The sequence below is a fragment of the Rhodanobacter sp. FW510-R10 genome (assembly GCF_058781105.1).
Window position 1 is genome coordinate 1,491,337 of record NZ_JBYSWL010000001.1, and the last position, 16,488, is coordinate 1,507,824.

At 66.6% G+C, this 16,488-nt stretch carries 15 protein-coding genes; all 15 read left to right on the plus strand.

Annotated elements, in window-relative coordinates; all coding sequences use genetic code 11:
* The 15 genes from flgJ (at nucleotide 1) to fliJ (ending at nucleotide 16,471) form a co-directional block, all read left to right on the plus strand.
* A complete protein-coding gene (gene flgJ, locus AC3WJB_RS06250; RefSeq protein ID WP_492679761.1) occupies nucleotides 1-1,128 on the plus strand; it encodes a flagellar assembly peptidoglycan hydrolase FlgJ in 1,128 nt (375 codons plus the stop codon).
* Between the two features lie 138 nt (nucleotides 1,129-1,266).
* Nucleotides 1,267-3,141, plus strand: a complete 1,875-nt coding sequence (gene flgK / locus AC3WJB_RS06255; RefSeq protein ID WP_492679763.1) for a flagellar hook-associated protein FlgK — start codon at nucleotides 1,267-1,269, stop codon at nucleotides 3,139-3,141.
* 10 nt (nucleotides 3,142-3,151) lie between these two features.
* On the plus strand, nucleotides 3,152-4,354 hold the full coding sequence (gene flgL / locus AC3WJB_RS06260) for a flagellar hook-associated protein FlgL (RefSeq protein WP_492679765.1): 1,203 nt from the start codon (nucleotides 3,152-3,154) through the stop codon (nucleotides 4,352-4,354).
* Between the two features lie 126 nt (nucleotides 4,355-4,480).
* Nucleotides 4,481-5,905, plus strand: coding sequence for a flagellin N-terminal helical domain-containing protein (locus AC3WJB_RS06265; RefSeq protein ID WP_492679767.1), 1,425 nt, complete (start codon nucleotides 4,481-4,483; stop codon nucleotides 5,903-5,905).
* 64 nt (nucleotides 5,906-5,969) lie between these two features.
* Nucleotides 5,970-7,367 carry a flagellar filament capping protein FliD gene (fliD, locus tag AC3WJB_RS06270; protein ID WP_492679769.1) on the plus strand — a complete coding sequence of 466 codons (1,398 nt, stop codon included), beginning with the start codon at nucleotides 5,970-5,972 and terminating at the stop codon, nucleotides 7,365-7,367.
* A gap of 27 nt (nucleotides 7,368-7,394) precedes the next feature.
* A complete protein-coding gene (fliS, locus tag AC3WJB_RS06275) occupies nucleotides 7,395-7,811 on the plus strand; it encodes a flagellar export chaperone FliS (RefSeq protein WP_492679771.1) in 417 nt (138 codons plus the stop codon).
* On the plus strand, nucleotides 7,808-8,089 hold the full coding sequence (fliT, locus tag AC3WJB_RS06280) for a flagellar protein FliT (RefSeq protein ID WP_492679773.1): 282 nt from the start codon (nucleotides 7,808-7,810) through the stop codon (nucleotides 8,087-8,089). Before fliS ends, fliT begins: the two co-directional genes overlap by 4 nt.
* A 177-nt stretch (nucleotides 8,090-8,266) precedes the next feature.
* Nucleotides 8,267-8,821, plus strand: coding sequence for a PilZ domain-containing protein (locus AC3WJB_RS06285; protein ID WP_492679775.1), 555 nt, complete (start codon nucleotides 8,267-8,269; stop codon nucleotides 8,819-8,821).
* Between the two features lie 343 nt (nucleotides 8,822-9,164).
* Nucleotides 9,165-10,592, plus strand: coding sequence for a sigma-54 dependent transcriptional regulator (locus tag AC3WJB_RS06290; protein WP_492679777.1), 1,428 nt, complete (start codon nucleotides 9,165-9,167; stop codon nucleotides 10,590-10,592).
* A 328-nt stretch (nucleotides 10,593-10,920) separates the two neighbouring features.
* Complete coding sequence (fliE, locus tag AC3WJB_RS06295; protein ID WP_492679779.1) at nucleotides 10,921-11,262, plus strand: flagellar hook-basal body complex protein FliE; 342 nt, start codon at nucleotides 10,921-10,923, stop codon at nucleotides 11,260-11,262.
* 51 nt (nucleotides 11,263-11,313) lie between these two features.
* On the plus strand, nucleotides 11,314-13,047 hold the full coding sequence (gene fliF, locus AC3WJB_RS06300) for a flagellar basal-body MS-ring/collar protein FliF (RefSeq protein WP_492679781.1): 1,734 nt from the start codon (nucleotides 11,314-11,316) through the stop codon (nucleotides 13,045-13,047).
* Between the two features lie 16 nt (nucleotides 13,048-13,063).
* Nucleotides 13,064-14,053: a flagellar motor switch protein FliG gene (fliG, locus tag AC3WJB_RS06305; RefSeq protein WP_492683105.1), complete on the plus strand. Its 990-nt coding sequence runs from the start codon at nucleotides 13,064-13,066 to the stop codon at nucleotides 14,051-14,053.
* Nucleotides 14,053-14,682, plus strand: a complete 630-nt coding sequence (locus AC3WJB_RS06310; protein ID WP_492679783.1) for a FliH/SctL family protein — start codon at nucleotides 14,053-14,055, stop codon at nucleotides 14,680-14,682. The genes fliG and AC3WJB_RS06310 overlap by 1 nt, the downstream gene beginning before the upstream one ends.
* Nucleotides 14,679-16,046 (plus strand): flagellar protein export ATPase FliI, encoded by a 1,368-nt coding sequence (gene fliI / locus AC3WJB_RS06315; RefSeq protein ID WP_492679785.1) that lies wholly within the window; start codon nucleotides 14,679-14,681, stop codon nucleotides 16,044-16,046. The genes AC3WJB_RS06310 and fliI overlap by 4 nt, the downstream gene beginning before the upstream one ends.
* Complete coding sequence (fliJ, locus tag AC3WJB_RS06320) at nucleotides 16,043-16,471, plus strand: flagellar export protein FliJ (RefSeq protein WP_492679787.1); 429 nt, start codon at nucleotides 16,043-16,045, stop codon at nucleotides 16,469-16,471. Before fliI ends, fliJ begins: the two co-directional genes overlap by 4 nt.
* The last annotated feature ends 17 nt before the right edge of the window (nucleotides 16,472-16,488 follow it).

The following is a 16,488-nucleotide window of genomic DNA, read 5'->3' on the forward strand; positions in this document are numbered from 1 at the left end:
ATGACCACGCTCAACGCCAACGCGCCCGCGCTTGACACCTGGACCAACCTGTCTGGGTTCGCGCAACTGCGTGCGCAGGCGCGCAGCGACGGTGGCAAGGCCGCGCTGCCCGTGGTGGCCAAGCAGTTCGAGGCGATCTTCACGCAAATGATGCTGAAGTCGATGCGCGAGGCGAATGCCAGCATCGGCAGCGGCTACGCCGACAGTGAGGCCGGCAACAGCTACCAGGACATGGCCGATCATCAACTCGCGCTGACCCTGGCCAACGGCAAGAATGGGCTCGGCATCGCGCAGATGCTGATCCGCCAACTGGGCGGCAAGGAACCGGTCGCCCCGCCAGCGGACGCGACGGCAAGCGGCATGCCCCTGCCGGACACGGCCGCGATCACCAACGCCAATGTGCGTGCACTGCTGCAATTGGGTGCTCCCGCCGCCGGGGGCGCGAATGCCGAAGGCGCAGCCGGCATCCTGGGGGCTGCTTCCGATGCCGCCGGCGCGGCCGATGGCGGGCCCTCGCCTTGGTCGGGCCTGCTCGACACCCTGGGGGCGGCAGGCCAGAGCGGCCTCTTTGGCAGCGTGGCCCAGGGCGTGGCCGGGGCCGCCAGCGTGGCGGCCAAGCTGCTGCCCGACGGGGATCCGACCGCGTTCGTTCGCGCCCTGGCGCCACATGCGCGCGCCGCGGCGGCCAAGCTCGGCGTCTCGCCGCGTGCGCTGCTGGCGCAAGCTGCACTGGAAACCGGCTGGGGCCAACATCTGCCCAGCCATGGCAACGGCAGCAGCAGCAACAACCTTTTTGGCATCAAGGCCGGCAGCAGCTGGGACGGCGACCGCGTCAGCGTGCCGACCCTGGAATACGAAAACGGCATAGCCGTGCGCCGGCGCGACCAGTTCCGCGCCTACGACTCCCTCGCCGCGTCCTTCGCCGATTATGCCGACTTGCTCAAGGGCAACCCGCGCTACGCGGGCGCGCTGGGCAAGGGCGAGAACGTCGCCGGTTTTGCCCATGCGCTGGTGCGTGGCGGCTACGCCACCGATCCGGCCTACGCGGCCAAGATCACGGCGATCGCCAACAGTCCGCAAATGCGCGAGGCACTGTCTGCCCTGTCGGCCGCCGGGAGCCCGCCGTGAGTCGCCCGGCAGGCGCGTGGGCGCAGCCCATGGTGACCGTGCGGCAGCCGCCACCGACTCAAGATTTGCGGCCGCATGCCGCTAAGCGGGATGCCACTGGCGTCGTGCCGGCAGCGCCGCGTGCACCGAGGAAGACTCATGGCTGACATGCTTTCCACCGGAATCTCCGGCCTGCTGGCCGCCCAGGTCGGCATGGGCACGGTGAGCCACAACGTGGCCAATGTGAACACCGACGGCTACAGCCGCCAGTTGGTCACGTATGGCGCGCGCGCGCCGGAGTGGCAAGGTGGCTTCTACATTGGCACCGGCGTGGACACCGTGGCCGTGCAGCGCGCCTACAGCCAGTTCCTCAACAACTCCCTGTGGTCGGCGGCGTCGGGCCAGGGCCGCGCCGACGCCATGGCCAGTCTCACGACGCAGATCAACAGCCAGGTCTCCGGCAGCAGCAACCTGCAGACCGCACTGGATGCGTTTTATGGCGCCGTGCAGGACTTGGCCAATGCGCCAGCGGATGCGGCCAGCCGCCAGGCCGTGCTGGCCAGGGCCGGTGCGCTCGCCAGCACGTTTACCTCTCTGTCCGGCCAGTTCAACCAGCTAGGGGCCCAGGTCAAGCAGCAATTGGGCGAGACGGTGGATGCCATCAATACCGACGCCAGCGCGATTGCGCAGTTGAACGGGCAGATCCGTACCGCCGCCGGCAACAATGGCGTGCCGCCCGCCGACTTGCTCGACCAGCGCGACGCGCTGGTGAAAAAGTTGGCCGGCGAAGTGGGCATCAGCGTGGTGCCGCAGACGGACAACACGGTCAACATCTACGTCGGCAATGGCCAGGCACTGGTCACCAACGCCGAGGCGCACGCCCTGGCTACTGCTCCGAACCAATATGACGCGACGCGGCTCGACATCGTCGGCGCAGGTGGCAGCGTGATCAGCGGTCGTATTGGCGGCGGCACGCTGGGCGCGTTGCTGGATTTCCGCGGCAATGTGCTGGACCCCGCACAGACCCAGCTTGGCCGCGCGGCCCAGGCCATGGCCGCCACGTTCAACGCCCAGCAGGCGCAGGGCGCGGACCTGCAAGGCGCGATTGGCGGACCCATGTTCAGCGTGGCCGGACCCGAGGTGCAGGCAGCGGCGAACAACGCGGGCAGCGGCACGCTGGAGGCGTCGATCACGGACCTCGGCACCCTGACCGGCAAGGACTATGTACTGCGCTACGACGGCAGCACCTGGAGCCTGCAGGACACGAGCGGCGCCAGCGTGGCGATGACGGGCGCCGGCACGCTTGCCGATCCGTTTCAGGCGGCCGGCTTCAGCCTCGTCGTTGGCGGCGCTGCGGCAGCGGGCGACAGCTTCCGCGTACAGCCCAGCCGCAATGCGGCGAGCAGCTTTGCCGTGGTCATGAGCGACCCGAACAAGATTGCGGCAGCGGCGCCCTTGACCGTGAGCGCTGCCGGCACGAACACCGGCTCCGCGATCCCCGGTTTCGGCCTCGCCGACACCAGCAATCCCGCGTTCTTCAACGCCAGCTCGGTGGTGTTTTCTTCGCCCACCAGCTACAGCATCGACGGGGGCCCGGCGCAGGTGTACACCCCCGGCACGCCGATCACGCACGACGGTTGGAGCCTGAAGCTGGATGGCGCGCCCGCCGCGGGCGATACCTTCAACGTCGCCGCCAACATCAATGCGCGCGGCGACAACACGAACGCGCTCGCGCTGGGCAAGGTGGCCAACCAGGGTGTGCTGGATGGCGGCGTCACCAGCATCGGTCGCGCCTACAGCCAAATGGTCACGCAGATTGGCAGCGCCGGCGCCGTGGCGAGCGCGGACCAGGTCACGCAGAAGGCCGTGTTCAACCAGGCCATGACGACGCAGCAAAGCGTGTCGGGCGTGAACCTGGACGAGGAGGCCGCGAACCTGGTGCGCTACCAACAGGCCTACCAGGCCTCGGCGCAGGTCATCAGCACCGCCAGCACCTTGTTCCAGTCCCTGCTGACCGCCGTGCAGTCGGTCTAGGAGATTCCCCATGCGCGTTTCCACCGTCTGGATGCAGCAGCAATCGCTGAACACCATGCTGGACCGGCAGGGCGACATCGCCACGCTGAACCAGCAGCTCAGCACCGGCAAGCGCATCACCCAGCCCTCCGACGATCCGGTTGGTGCGGCGCGCGCCCTGGACCTTGGCCACCAGATTGCCGATACCGCGCAATACCAGCGCAACATCACCGCGGCCAATGCGCGCCTCAGCCTCGAAGACCAGAGCCTGGGCAACGTCACCAACGTGCTGCAGCGCGTGCGTACCCTGGTGTTGCAGGCGGTCAATGGCTCGCAGTCGGATGCCACCCGCGGCGACATCGCGGCCGAGCTGGTGCAGCTGCGCCAGCAGTTGCTGGGCCAGGCCAACAGCCAGGACAGCCAGGGCGAATACATTTATGCCGGCAATCGCACCGGCACCGCGCCGTTCGCCACCCAGGGCAACACCACCTACCTTGGCGATGACGGGCAACGCATGGTCGCCGCTGGCGCCGGGCTGCAGGTTGCCACTGGGGATCCGGGCAGCGCGGTGTTTGGCGACATCCCGACTGGCAACGGCACGTTCACGGTCGGCGCTGGTGCCGCCAATGCGGGCACGGTGGTGGCGGGTGCGACCAGCGTCAGCGACCCCGCCGCCAGCCCCTCGGCTTGGGATGGCGGCAGCTACCGCATCGTGTTCACCGCGGCCGATGCCTACGAAGTGCGCGACGCCGGCAACGCCGTGGTCGACACCGGCAGCTACGATCCGCTGAACGGTGGCACGATCGGCTTCCGCGGCGCGCAGATCGCGCTAACCGGTACGCCGGTCGTGGGCGACAGTCTTGCCATTGCGCCGTCCACGCGCCAGGACGTGTTCAGCACCCTGCAAAGCCTGGTCACCACGCTGCAGATGCCGAACGGCGGCGGCGCGGACATGCAGAACGCAATGAACGCGCAGCTCATGAACCTGGACCAGGCGATGGGCAACGTGACACGCACGCGTGGCCTGGTCGGCGCACGCATGAATGCGCTCGACCAGCAGCAGGGCCTGAACAACGATCTCACCTTGCAATACCAGTCCTCGTTGTCTGACGTGCAGGACGTGAACTATTACGACGCGGTCAGCCAGCTCAACGCGCAGACCACGGCGCTGCAGGCGGCACAACTCACCTTCAGCAAAATGCAGACGTCCAAATTGTTCGATTATTTGCGTTGACAAGTCTCAAGTTTTGGCGTTGGCAGTCGAAACAGTAAACAAGGCGGAAACAACCTTGTTTGGACTTCCGCCGGATTGCCATCGCCGACCATGGTCGGCAACCCAACCCGATCCGGAGATACTCCAATGGTCATGAGCGTCATCACCAACATCAACTCGCTGGTTGCCCAGAACAACCTGGCAACTTCGCAGAGCAAACTCGCTACGGCGATCCAGCGCCTGTCTTCGGGCATGCGCATCAACAGCGCAAAGGACGATGCCGCCGGCCTCGCCATTTCCACGCGCTTCACCACCCAGATCAACGGCCTGAACCAGGCAGTCAGCAATGCCAACGACGGCATCTCGCTGGCGCAGACCACCGAGTCCGCGTTGAACGAAGTCACCAACAACCTGCAGCGCATCCGCACCCTGGCGGTGCAGTCGGCAAACGCGACGAACTCCGATTCCGACCGTGCCGCCCTGGACGCCGAAGTGCAGCAGCGCCTGGATGAAATCACGCGTATTGCCACGCAGACCACGTTCAACGGCCGGCATGTACTGGATGGCAGCTTTGGTTCTGCCGCGTTCCAGGTTGGCGCCAACGTCGGCGAGACCATTTCGGTGGACATGAGCCAGGGCGTCAAGACCAGCCAGATCGGCCAGGTTGCCTCGGTCAGCAGCAGCGCCGCATTCTCCAGGGGCGTGACGATCAACAGTGGTGACCTGGTCGTCAATCTGGCCACTGGCCCCACGACCGCGAACGTAGCCGCCGGCACCTATACCTCAGTGCAGTCCCTGGCGGATGCGATCAACGCGGCTGCCGTGAAGGCAGGCGGGTCGGGCGATGTGGCGAGTGTGGATAGCACCACCGGGAATCTCACGATCGCCAATCCCACCACGGGCGGCAACGTGACATTTACTGGTGCCATGGCCGCTGCCGGCAAGATCGGTACGGCTGCCCTGGCCGTTGGTAGCGCGCTTGCCGGCACGGCGACTGGCGTCGGTGACATCGTGCTTGCCGCGAACGACCTCAAGTTTGCCGTGGGCGACGGGACTGCGGTGGCCATTGACGCCGGGACCTATCACGGCGTGCAGGAACTGGCTGACGCGATCAACGGCAAGGGCGTCAACGGCCTGCATGCGTCGGTGGATGCCAGCAACAAGTTGCAGATCACCTCGCAGGAGGCGCTGACCATCAGCGGTTCCGCGGCCGGTGCGACGGCGTCGAAGCTGAGCCTGGGCACCACGGCCATCGGCGGATCGCTGACCACCGTCAACGTCAAGGATGTGTCCAGTGCGAACGACGCCATCAGCCGCGTCGACGCGGCGCTGACCTCGGTCAGCTCGATTCGCGGTGATCTCGGTGCAATCCAGAACCGCTTCACTTCGACCATTTCGAACCTGCAAAGCATCTCGCAGAACCTGACCTCGTCCCGCAGCCAGATCCTGGATGCGGACTTTGCCCAGGAAACCGCGAACATGACGAGTGCGAGCATCCTGCAACAGGCCGGCGTCTCGGTCCTGGCCCAGGCCAATGCTTCCACGCAGTCGGTTTTGAAGCTCCTGCAGTAAAGCTTGACCTCCGGTGGCCGCGGCAGGACGCGGCCACCGTTTCCATTTCAAGGACTCCATCTCCATGGCCATCACCGTAGGCTCGACCGCACCGACCACCGGCTTGCTTACTTCCTTGGGCGTGGGTTCCGGCATCGACGTCAACTCGCTGGTGACCCAACTGGTGGCGGCGAAGAAAACGCCGCAGCAAAACCAGATCACTGCCGACCAGACGACGGCGAACACGCAGCTCTCGGCCCTGGGCCAGGTGAGCGCGGCGCTGTCGGCCCTGCAATCGGCCATGGCCCCGCTCAGCGACGGCAGCGCGCTTGGTGCGCAGGCCGTCAAGACCGGGGACGCCAGCGTGCTCGGCGCGAGCAGCATTGGCTCGCCGGTGAACGGCAGCTACCAGATCGTGGTCACCCAGCTCGCCACCTCGCTCAAAGCCTCTTCGGGCGCGTTCCTGAACTCCAGTGCGGCTGTCGGCACGGGCACGCTGACCATCGCGATTGGTGGCCAGTCCATGCAGCTCAACCTCGACGGCAGCAACAATTCGCTGGCGGCGATCCGCGACGCGATCAACCAGGCCAGCGACAACCCCGGGGTCAGCGCAACGATCGTCAATGGCACGGATGGCGCGCACCTGGTGCTGACCGGCACGCGTACCGGCGCGGCCAACGGCTTCACCGTGTCCGGCAGCGGCGGCGATGGTGGCCTGGCTGCGCTGAACTACGATGCCGCCGCCAGCAGCGGCAACGCGCTCAACGTCATCACTGCGGCCCAGGATGCCGAGTACAGCATCGACGGCCTGGCCGGGCACAGTGCCGGCAACACCGTGAACAATGCCATCGATGGCCTCAGCCTGGCCTTTGCCGGGTCCGGCACGACGACCCTCAGCGTCGCCAGTGACGGCAGCAAGGCCACCTCGGCGCTGACCAACCTGGTCAATACCTACAACAGCTTCGTTGGCATCTACCAGGCCCTGACCCGCTACGACCCGAGCGGCGCCAGCACCGGCGCGCTGATTGGCGATGCGACGTTGAACAGTATCAGCAGCAAGCTGGCCACCATCATCGGGGGCGGAGCCAATGGCGGGTCGCTGGCTGCGCTGGGCATCTCGCTGCAGGCGGATGGCACGCTCGCTCTCGACGGCGGCAAATTGTCCGCGGCGCTGGGTGATGGCGGCAAGCAGGCGGCCGCCCTGTTTGGCGGAGCAGGAGGTTATGCGGCACAGCTCAATACACAGTTGAGCCAGTGGGTCGGCACCACGGGCGTGCTCGCCAACCGCAGCGCCAGCCTCACCCAGCAACTGAGGGACCTGGGCGACCAGCAAACAGCGTTGAACGCACGCATGGACAGCCTCACGGCGCTGTACACGGCGCAGTTCAATGCGCTGGACACCTTGATGAGCAAGCTCAACAGCACCAGCTCGTACCTGCAGCAGCAATTCGATGCCATGGGCAATGCGGGCAAGAGCAAGTAAGTCGACACACGAAGGAGGGGCACGATCATGGGATTCGGTTACGGTGCAGGCGCCTATCAGCAGGTCCGCTCACGCGGTGGCGTGGAAGGTGCCAATCCGCATACCCTGATCACCTTGCTCATGGATGGCGCGCTGGAGCGCATCGTGCAGGCACGTGGACATATGCAACGCGGCGAGGTGGCTGCCAAGGGCGAGAGCATTTCGCGCTGCATCGACATCCTGGGTGGCTTGCGCGACAGCCTCGATCGCAAGGTCGACGAGCAACTGGTCGATCGGCTGGACGCACTCTATGAATACATGAGCCGTCGCCTGGTGCAGGCGAACCTTCGCGACGACCTCAAGCTGCTGGATGAGGTGGCGAAGCTACTGACCCAGGTGCGCGACAGCTGGGCCAAGGTGGCGCCGGCACCGGCAGGTGCGCCCCCGCGCGCCGTCAGCGCATGAGCGGGACATTGGCCCGGGCGTTGCAATTGAGTCAGCGCATGTTGCTGGCGGCGCAAGCAATGGAGTGGGTCACGCTCTCGGCGCTGGAAGCCGAACGTGAGCCACTGCTGCTTGGCGCGCACGCGCCCGATGCCACCACGCGCAACCAGCTGGCGCAGATCCTGGCCTGCAACCGCGAGCTCGAATCCCACGTCGCCCGCGCCCGCGACGTAGCTGCCGCGAACTGGGCCCGCGAGCACGCCCGCGACCAGGTCATTGCCGCCTACGCCCAGCGCTGACCGCCGCCCCGCGATCCGCGGCCTGCGCTTTTGCTCCCTCACCCCACCGATCCACCCCGGCGGAGCCAAACGAGAGAGGGTGAAGGATCGACTACGTGGCATCGATCGGGCAACTTAATATATGTGGCCGCCGGATCATTCACGAAACCCGGCCCCACCCACCCGAGGAGCCGCATGATGAGCGCAGACCACTGGGATGACTTCGAGGGGCGCGTGAGTTGCGAGGAAAGCCTGCACGTCGACAGCGAGCCGCTCGGCTGGCCGCCGTCAGCCAGCCGGCAGCTGCGCATGGTGGAGCGCAACGTGACCGCCCTGACCGCGATTGCCGCGCTCGAGGAGCGCGCGCTGGAAACGGCCGATGACGACAACCCCTTGATGCAGGAGATGCTGCGGCTGGATGCCAAGCTCACCGCGCTGGTGGATATCGTCAACCAGTTGCTGGTGCCGACGACCGCGTTGCCGCCGCGGCAATTGCTGCGCTTCAACGTGGTGGGCGCGCTGCTGCCGGCGGCCCTCGCCCCCAGCGGCGACGCCGTCATCCTGCGTCCTCGCTTCGATGCCTGCCCCGGCTTGTACCTGGAGCTGGCGGCGCAGGTGGAACGCCGGTTTCCTGACGGGCGTGTATTTGTCGTCTTTGCGTTGCTGGGTGACGCGCTAAGTGACGCGATTGGTCGTCTGGTCTTTCGTCACCACCGACGAAAAGTGGCAGAAGCGCGTCAGCTTGCCGGCTGAGTCATGCCCAAACGTGTGATGTACGTCACGCCTGCACGGTCCCCGTGAAATTTTTTTGACGCGCTGCAAACCTGGCGACAGGGGGCCGGGTGTTGTCCGTTGCTGCCAACAAACAACATAGCCATCAATGACATACGTGACAGTGCTGGATGCCGCGCGATGGCATCCAATGCCGCGACGGCAACTTTCTGCAGGTCCCCGTGACGCTTTCCCGCCAGCTTTGGCACGTGGCTGGCCCTGTTATTGCTCTGTCATTCAGCGAGCCGGTGACGTAAAGCCGACGATCGACGTCCAGCGCGGGTCACCACCCGCCTGACAAAGCACGATGGGAAGGAGAATGGGGATGGACAAGTACGATTTTCTCGTGATCGAGTCGGATCAGGTGCGCCTGGGCGCAATGCTCTCGGCGCTGCAGTTCCTCGGCTACCAGCCCCAGGATGGCGCCCTGTGTGCGTCGGCCGATGTCGCCACGCACGCTTGGCGCGGGGTGTTCGTCGGCACCGTGGCGGTGCCGGCCGAAGCCGAGCGCCAGCTTGCCTTGCTGGGTGATGCCGCGGCGCATGTCCCGATGCTGGTGGCTGGCGATTCGGCCTGGGCGGCGCGCTTTGCCAGCGCCGCGTCCACGTTCGCCACGCGCAGCACGACGATCGACTTTCCCTTGCGCTACGAGCAGATGGCCGAAGCATTGGGCAGCGTAAGCGGTCGCGCGGCGGGCCGCGTCGGCAGCGCCACGCGCCTGATTGGCGAGTCGGCGGCGATGACCCGGGTCACCGGCCTGATCCGCCAGGTGGCGCCATTCGATTCCAGCGTGCTGGTGCTGGGCGAGTCCGGCACCGGCAAGGAAATGGTTGCCCGCGCCATCCACCAGATGTCGCCGCGCCGCGACCGCCCGTTTGTCGCGATCAACTGTGGCGCGATCCCGGCCGAGCTCCTGGAGAGCGAACTGTTTGGCCATGAGAAGGGCGCGTTCACCGGCGCCATCAGCGCGCGCAAGGGCCGCTTCGAGATGGCCGAGGGTGGCACCTTGTTCCTGGATGAAATTGGCGACATGAGCCTGCCGATGCAGGTCAAGCTGCTGCGCGTGCTGCAGGAGCGGGTGTTCGAGCGGGTGGGCGGCAACAAGACCCAGCGTTGCGACGTGCGCATCATTGCCGCCACCCACCGCAATCTGGAGCAATCGATCCATGATGGCGGTTTCCGCGAGGATCTCTATTACCGCCTGAGCGTGTTCCCGCTCGACCTGCCGCCGCTGCGCGAGCGCCTGGAGGACCTGCCGTTGCTGATTGCCGAGTTCAACCAGCGCCTGGCCCAGCGCGGGCTTGGCGCGGTGCGCTTCAGCGCCGCCGCGTTGCAGGCACTGCATGCCTATGCCTGGCCGGGCAACGTGCGCGAACTGTCGAACCTGGCCGAGCGCATGGCCATCATGTACCCGCACGGCGAGGTGCGCGTGCGTCAACTGCCGGAGAAATATCGCGGTCCCGAGCGGGTCGAGGAATCGGCGTTCGGCGCGCTGTTGTCGCCGCTGCCGGAAGAGGGCGTGAGCGCCCTGGTCGGCATGCCGCTGGGCAACATCGAAACCCTCGGCATCCTGCCCGAGGATGGCCTGGACCTGAAGGACCATCTGGCCGACATCGAGGTGGGCCTGATCCGACAGGCGCTCGACGCCACTGGCGGCGTGGTGGCCCACGCGGCGCGGCTGCTGCACATGCAGCGCACCACCCTGGTGGAGAAGCTGCGCAAGTACGGCATGCAGGGCAGCATGGCCGCCTAGATCGCGTGTTTGGGTCATGACGTCCCCCGCCATCATTCCCGCGGCTCCTCCCTCGTCATTCCCGACACCTCCATTCGTCATTCCCGCGAAAGCGGGAATCCAGTGCTTTGGCCACCCCGGTCAAGTTCAAGAGCCTGGATGACCGGCTTCGCTGTTGTGAAGCGACTTCCGCTTTCGCGGAAATGACGGAAGGGAGCCGCGGTAATGAGGAAGGGGGAAGCGGTGGCGGTAATTAGTCCGTGGCACGGCTCGTGCATCCATCACTGTAAAACCCGTCACGCGGCGGGATCCCGACACTTGAGCTCGACGGTGCACCTCGATGAACACGATGAACACAATCGACGTCAATAACCTGCTGGCGCAGATGCGCCAGATGAGCAGCCAGATTCGGCGCACCGACATTGCTCCGCCGGAGACGGCATTCAAGCCGGCCGTCGCCGGTCCGCAAAGCGATTTCTCCGCGCTGCTGCACAAGTCGATTGCCGCGGTGGGTGAGACTCAGCTCGAGGCCGGGCGCATGGCTGCCAGCTTCGAGCGCGGCGATAAGGGCGCCGACCTCGGCCGCACCATGATTGCCGTGCAGAAGGCCGACCTGTCGTTGCGCACCATGGTGGCGGTGCAAAGCAAGCTGGTCGATGCCTACAAGGAAATCATGAACATGCCGGTGTAACGCCGGACGTCCACGTGCCCTCCCTTATCCCTCTAGACGACGAACGACACCATGGCCGATAACGCCGTCGCGACCACCGAAAGCGGTTCGCGGCTGGATCCCTGGAAGCAGCTGCGGCAAAACCCGGCGACGCGCCAACTGGTGCTGCTGGTGGCGGTGGCGGCTGCGGTGGCGCTCGGGGTGGCGGTGGTGCTGTGGTCGCGCGGCCCGAACTATGGCCTGCTCTACGCCGGTTTGGACCAGAAGGACGCCTCGGCAATCGCCCAGGAACTGCAGGCGACGCACGCCCAATACAAGCTGGGCGCCGACGGCACCTCGATCATGGCGCCAATGGCCGACCTGGCTGCGTTGCGTCTGCAACTGGCCGCACGTGGCCTGCCGCAGGGCAGTGCGGCCATGAATTCGACCGATGCCGCCAATTCTCCGTTCGGCATGAGCGACCTGGCCGAGCGCACGCGCAACCAGGAGCGGCTGGAAGCCGACCTTGGCGCCACCATCGGCGGCCTGCAGTCCATCCGCGCCGCGCGTGTGCACCTGGCGCTGCCCAAGCCTTCCGCCTTCATCCGCGACAGCCGACCGGCCAGCGCTTCGGTGCTCGTGTCGCTCTACCAGGGCCGCAAACTCGATGCCGGACAAGTCGCCGCGATCGTGCACCTGGTCGCGGCCAGCGTGCCCGAGCTCGATGCCCGCGAGGTCTCGGTGGTCGACCAGCAAGGCCAGCTGCTGACCCCCGATCCCAACAGTGCCGACGCCATCGACGACAGCCACCTGCGCATCACCACGCGCATGGAGAACACTTACGCGCAGCGTATCGAGGACATCCTCACCCCGCTCGTAGGCCAGGGCAGGGTGCGCGCGCAAGTCTATGCCGACGTGGATTTCAGCCAAAGTGAGAAGGCCACCGAAACGTTCAATCCGGACAAGCCGGCCTTGCGCAGCGAGCAGGTCAGCAGCGAGCGCCATAGCGGTGGCGGCACCGATGGCGGCGTGCCTGGCGCGCTGAGCAACCAGCCGCCGGTGGCCGTGCCCCAGGCTACGGCCGCCAACCCCAGTGCCGCCAAGGTCGCCGCCGGCAAGCCCGCCACGGCGGCGAGCGCGGCGACGGTCGCACAGGGCGACAGCTCGAGCAGCGCCACGCGCAATTACGAATTGGATCGCACCATCAGCCATGTGCGCGACCCGGCCGGCCGGCTGGCGCGGCTCACCGTGGCGGTGGTGCTGGATGACAAGCTGGTCACCACGCCCGCCACCACGGTCAACGGCAAGGCGCAGCCGGCGGCGCAAAAAAGCGTGCCGTTCACCGCAGACGAGCTCGCGCATCTCACCGCGCTGACCAAGAACGCAGTGGGCTTCGATGCGGCGCGCGGCGACAGCGTCAGCGTGGTCAACCAATCATTCCAGCCGGGCCCGAACATCCAGGCCCTGCCGGAGCTGCCGTTCTGGCAACGCCCGGGCATGCTGGACCTGCTCAAGCAGGGGCTCGGTATCGGCTTGGCGCTGCTGGTCGCTTTTGGTCTGCTGCGACCGGTGTTGAAGGGCCTGCTGCGCAGTGATTCGCGCCAGCTCGCCCTGGCTGGTGCCGGTCCCATGCCGACCATCCAGGTGCACACCGAGGCGGCGCCGGTCGAGCGGTCGGCGCCGGCGCAACTGGGTTCGGCCGCACCCGCCATGCAGGCAACGCTCAATTATGAGAAGCGGGTCGAATCGGCGCGACGCATGGTGGGTGAAAACTCCAAGCAGGTCGCGCAGGTCGTCAAGAACTGGGTGAACGAAGATGCCGCCTGAGCCGAAGCAAGCCCGCATCGACGGCGCGCAGCGTGCCGCCATCCTGTTGCTGACCCTGGGCGAGGAGGATGCGGCCGAAGTCCTGAAGCACCTCAGCGCGCGCGACGTGCAGACGGTTGGCACGGCCATGGCGGGATTGAATCAGGTCAGTCGCGAACAGGTGGAGAGCGTTCTCGATCGCCTGTCCGGTGACATGAACCAGCAAACCGCGCTCGGCATGGGCACCGAAGACTACATCCGCAAGATGCTGGTCAACGCCCTGGGCGAAAACAAGGCCGGGGGCCTGATCGACCGTGTGCTGCTCGGGCATTCGAGCAAGGGCATGGAGTCCCTGAAGTGGATGGAGAGCCGGGCCATTGCAGAAATGGTGACGCAGGAGCACCCGCAGATCGTCGCCCTGGTGCTGGCGCACCTTGATCCCGACCAGGCCGCCGAGGTGATCGGCTACCTGCCCGAGCGCATGCGCAGCGACGTGGTGATGCGCGTGGCCACGCTGGATGGCGTGCAACCGCAGGCGCTGAGCGAGCTCGGCGCGGTCATGCAACGCCAGTTTTCCGGCAATGCCAAGAACATGAAGTCGGCCAAGATTGGTGGCCTCAAGGCCGCCGCCAACATCCTCAACGCGATGGAAGGCAGCCGCGAAACCGAGATCATGACCTCGATCCGCACCCAGGACGAAGTGCTGGGCGGGCACATCGAGGATCTGATGTTCGTCTTCGAGGACTTGCTGGAGATCGACGACAAGGGCCTGCAACTGCTGCTGCGCGAGATCCCTTCGCCGACCCTGGTGACGGCGCTCAAGGGCGCCGAGCCGGCAATGCGTGACAAGATCTTCGCCAACATGTCCAAGCGTGCCGCCGACATGATGCGCGACGACCTCGAGGTCAAGGGGCCGGTGCGCCTGAGTGAGGTGGACGCGGCGCAGAAGGAAGTGCTGGTCGCCGCGCGCAAGCTGGCCGACGCCGGTCAGCTCAACTTGTCCGGCGGCGGTGAGGAGTTCATCTGATGGCCGCCGTGCTGGGCGCAGAGGCGGTATCAATCCAGCGCTGGGTACTGCCGGACATCGGCAGGACGGCGATGGCCAAGCGTGCCGCCAATGCTGCCAACGCCCCGAACGTGCAGGAACTGGCCGCGGTCAAGGCCCAGGCGCGCACGGAGGGTTTCACCGCCGGGCATGCCGAGGGCCTCGCGGCCGCGCAGACTGAGATCCGTGGGCAGCGGGCGCAACTCGAGGCCTTGTTCGAGGCGGCGGCCAGGCCGTTGCAGGTACTGGGTGGGCAGACTGAACAGGCGCTGGCCTCGCTGGCCATGCTGGTCGCCCGCCGCGTCCTGGCCAGCGAGTTGCGCTTGGCGCCCGAACTGGTGCTGCGCGCGGTACAGCAAGCCGTCGCTGCGGTACCGGCGGCCGAACATGGCCTGCGCGTGCACGTGCATCCGGAAGACCTGCCGCTGCTGCAGGCGGCGGCCACCGCCGATAGCCATTGGGAGTGTGTCGCCGACCCGCAACTGGCGCGTGGCGATTGCGTCGTGGAAAGCGCGCGCTCACACCTGGACGCGCGGGTGGAGACGCGCTTGGCCGCCGTCATCGATGCCGTGCTTGGCGAGCCGAGCGGCGAGCCCGAGGCGTCGGCATGAACGCCGCACACGTTTTGAGCGAGCGTCAGGCGCGCTGGCAGGATGAGCTCGCCCGGCGCGCAGCGCGGGCCGAAAGCATCCGCACGCTGACGGTCGATGGCTGCCTGCGCCGCGTGGTGGGCCTGACCCTGGAAGCCGAGGGTTGCGAGGCGGCACTTGGCGCGCGCTGCCTGGTGGACACGGTCAATGGCGCGCAACTGGATACCGAGGTGGTCGGCTTTGCCGACGAACGCCTGCTGCTCATGCCAGTCGGCGACATGCAGGGTGTGTTGCCCAATGCCCGCGTTCGTCCTTGTGCCAGGCGCGGCGGCTTGCCCGTCGGCGAGGCCTTGCTGGGCCGGGTCATGGGTGCTGACGGTGTGCCGCTGGACGATCTCGGCCCCCTCGGCGCGGAACGTCAGGCTGCCTTGCAGCGCGAACCAATCAATCCCATGGCGCGCAAGCCGATCGACACACCGCTCGATGTCGGGGTGCGCGCCATCAATGCCTTGCTCACCGTTGGCCGCGGCCAGCGCCTGGGTTTGTTTGCCGGTTCCGGCGTGGGCAAATCCATGCTGCTCGGCATGATGACGCGCTATACCAATGCCGATGTCGTCGTCGTCGGCCTGATTGGTGAGCGTGGCCGTGAGGTCAAGGAGTTCGTCGAACAAACACTGGGCGAGGCGGGCCGGGAGCGTGCGGTCATCGTCGCCGCGCCAGCCGACGCACCGCCGCTCAAGCGCCTGCGTGGCGCGCAATATGCGACGGCCATCGCCGAGTATTTCCGCGACCAGGGCAAGCGCGTGCTGCTGCTGATGGATTCGCTGACCCGCTACGCCCAGGCCCAGCGTGAGATTGCCCTGGCGATTGGCGAGCCACCGGCAACCAAGGGCTATCCGCCCTCCGTGTTCGCCATGCTGCCGGCCCTGGTCGAGCGCGCCGGCAACGACGCCGACGGCCGCGGCTCGATCACCGCGTTCTACACCGTCTTGACCGAGGGTGATGACTACCGCCACGACCCGATTGCCGACGCCGCGCGTGCCATCCTGGATGGCCATATCGTATTGTCGCGTGACCTGGCCGAAGCGGGACATTACCCTGCAATCGACATCGAGGCCTCGATCAGCCGCGTGATGCCGACCGTTGCCGGCCGCGAGCATTTCCGTGCCGCGCAGCGCTTCCGCCAGGTGTATTCGGCGTATCGCCAACAGCGCGACCTGATTGCCGTCGGTGCCTACCAGAAGGGTTCCGATCCGCAGGTGGACCAGGCCATCGAGCTGTGGCCACAACTGCGCGAGTTCCTGCGGCAGGACGTCGATGAGCGCACCGACCTCGATACCGCGGTCGACCTGCTGGGCGCGCTGGCCGCGCAGGTGCACGCGTGATATCGCGCGCGACCAAGCTGCAGCCGGCGGTCGAGCTGGCGCACGACCGCAGCGAGGACGCCCTGGTGCATCTTGCGCAGCAGCAACAGTTGCTGACCGCAGGTCTGCATCAGCTGGAGGAACTCAAGCGCTACCGCATTGAATATGCGACCCCAGGTGAGGGCCAGCAGTCGGTGGGTGCCCTGCTCAACCGGCAGAGCTTTGTCGAGCGCATCGACCGCGCCATCGTCCAGCACGCGCGCGACCTGACGCGACTCGAGCAGGGCCTGGACCAGGCACGTGAGCAATGGCGCCAGGCGCATGCGCGGGAAAGCGCCTTGAGCAGCGTCGTCGAGCAACATCGCGAGCGCGAACGCCAGGCCGAGGACCGCCATGAGCAGGCGGAGGTCGACGAGCGCATGCAATACCGGAAGGCGTTGCGGTGAGCGCCGCCGCACCGCGT

Excerpts from the sequence above, each read along its gene's own strand:
- fliI (WP_492679785.1), top strand. The coding sequence starts at position 14,679 with ATGAACGCCGCACACGTTTTGAGCGAGCGTCAGGCGCGCTGGCAGGAT.
- AC3WJB_RS06290 (WP_492679777.1), top strand. The coding sequence starts at position 9,165 with ATGGACAAGTACGATTTTCTCGTGATCGAGTCGGATCAGGTGCGCCTG.
- fliF (WP_492679781.1), top strand. The coding sequence starts at position 11,314 with ATGGCCGATAACGCCGTCGCGACCACCGAAAGCGGTTCGCGGCTGGAT.
- flgK (WP_492679763.1), top strand. The coding sequence starts at position 1,267 with ATGGCTGACATGCTTTCCACCGGAATCTCCGGCCTGCTGGCCGCCCAG.
- fliS (WP_492679771.1), top strand. The coding sequence starts at position 7,395 with ATGGGATTCGGTTACGGTGCAGGCGCCTATCAGCAGGTCCGCTCACGC.
- fliT (WP_492679773.1), top strand. The coding sequence starts at position 7,808 with ATGAGCGGGACATTGGCCCGGGCGTTGCAATTGAGTCAGCGCATGTTG.
- flgJ (WP_492679761.1), top strand. The coding sequence starts at position 1 with ATGACCACGCTCAACGCCAACGCGCCCGCGCTTGACACCTGGACCAAC.
- fliD (WP_492679769.1), top strand. The coding sequence starts at position 5,970 with ATGGCCATCACCGTAGGCTCGACCGCACCGACCACCGGCTTGCTTACT.
- AC3WJB_RS06285 (WP_492679775.1), top strand. The coding sequence starts at position 8,267 with ATGAGCGCAGACCACTGGGATGACTTCGAGGGGCGCGTGAGTTGCGAG.
- AC3WJB_RS06265 (WP_492679767.1), top strand. The coding sequence starts at position 4,481 with ATGGTCATGAGCGTCATCACCAACATCAACTCGCTGGTTGCCCAGAAC.
- fliE (WP_492679779.1), top strand. The coding sequence starts at position 10,921 with ATGAACACAATCGACGTCAATAACCTGCTGGCGCAGATGCGCCAGATG.
- flgL (WP_492679765.1), top strand. The coding sequence starts at position 3,152 with ATGCGCGTTTCCACCGTCTGGATGCAGCAGCAATCGCTGAACACCATG.
- AC3WJB_RS06310 (WP_492679783.1), top strand. The coding sequence starts at position 14,053 with ATGGCCGCCGTGCTGGGCGCAGAGGCGGTATCAATCCAGCGCTGGGTA.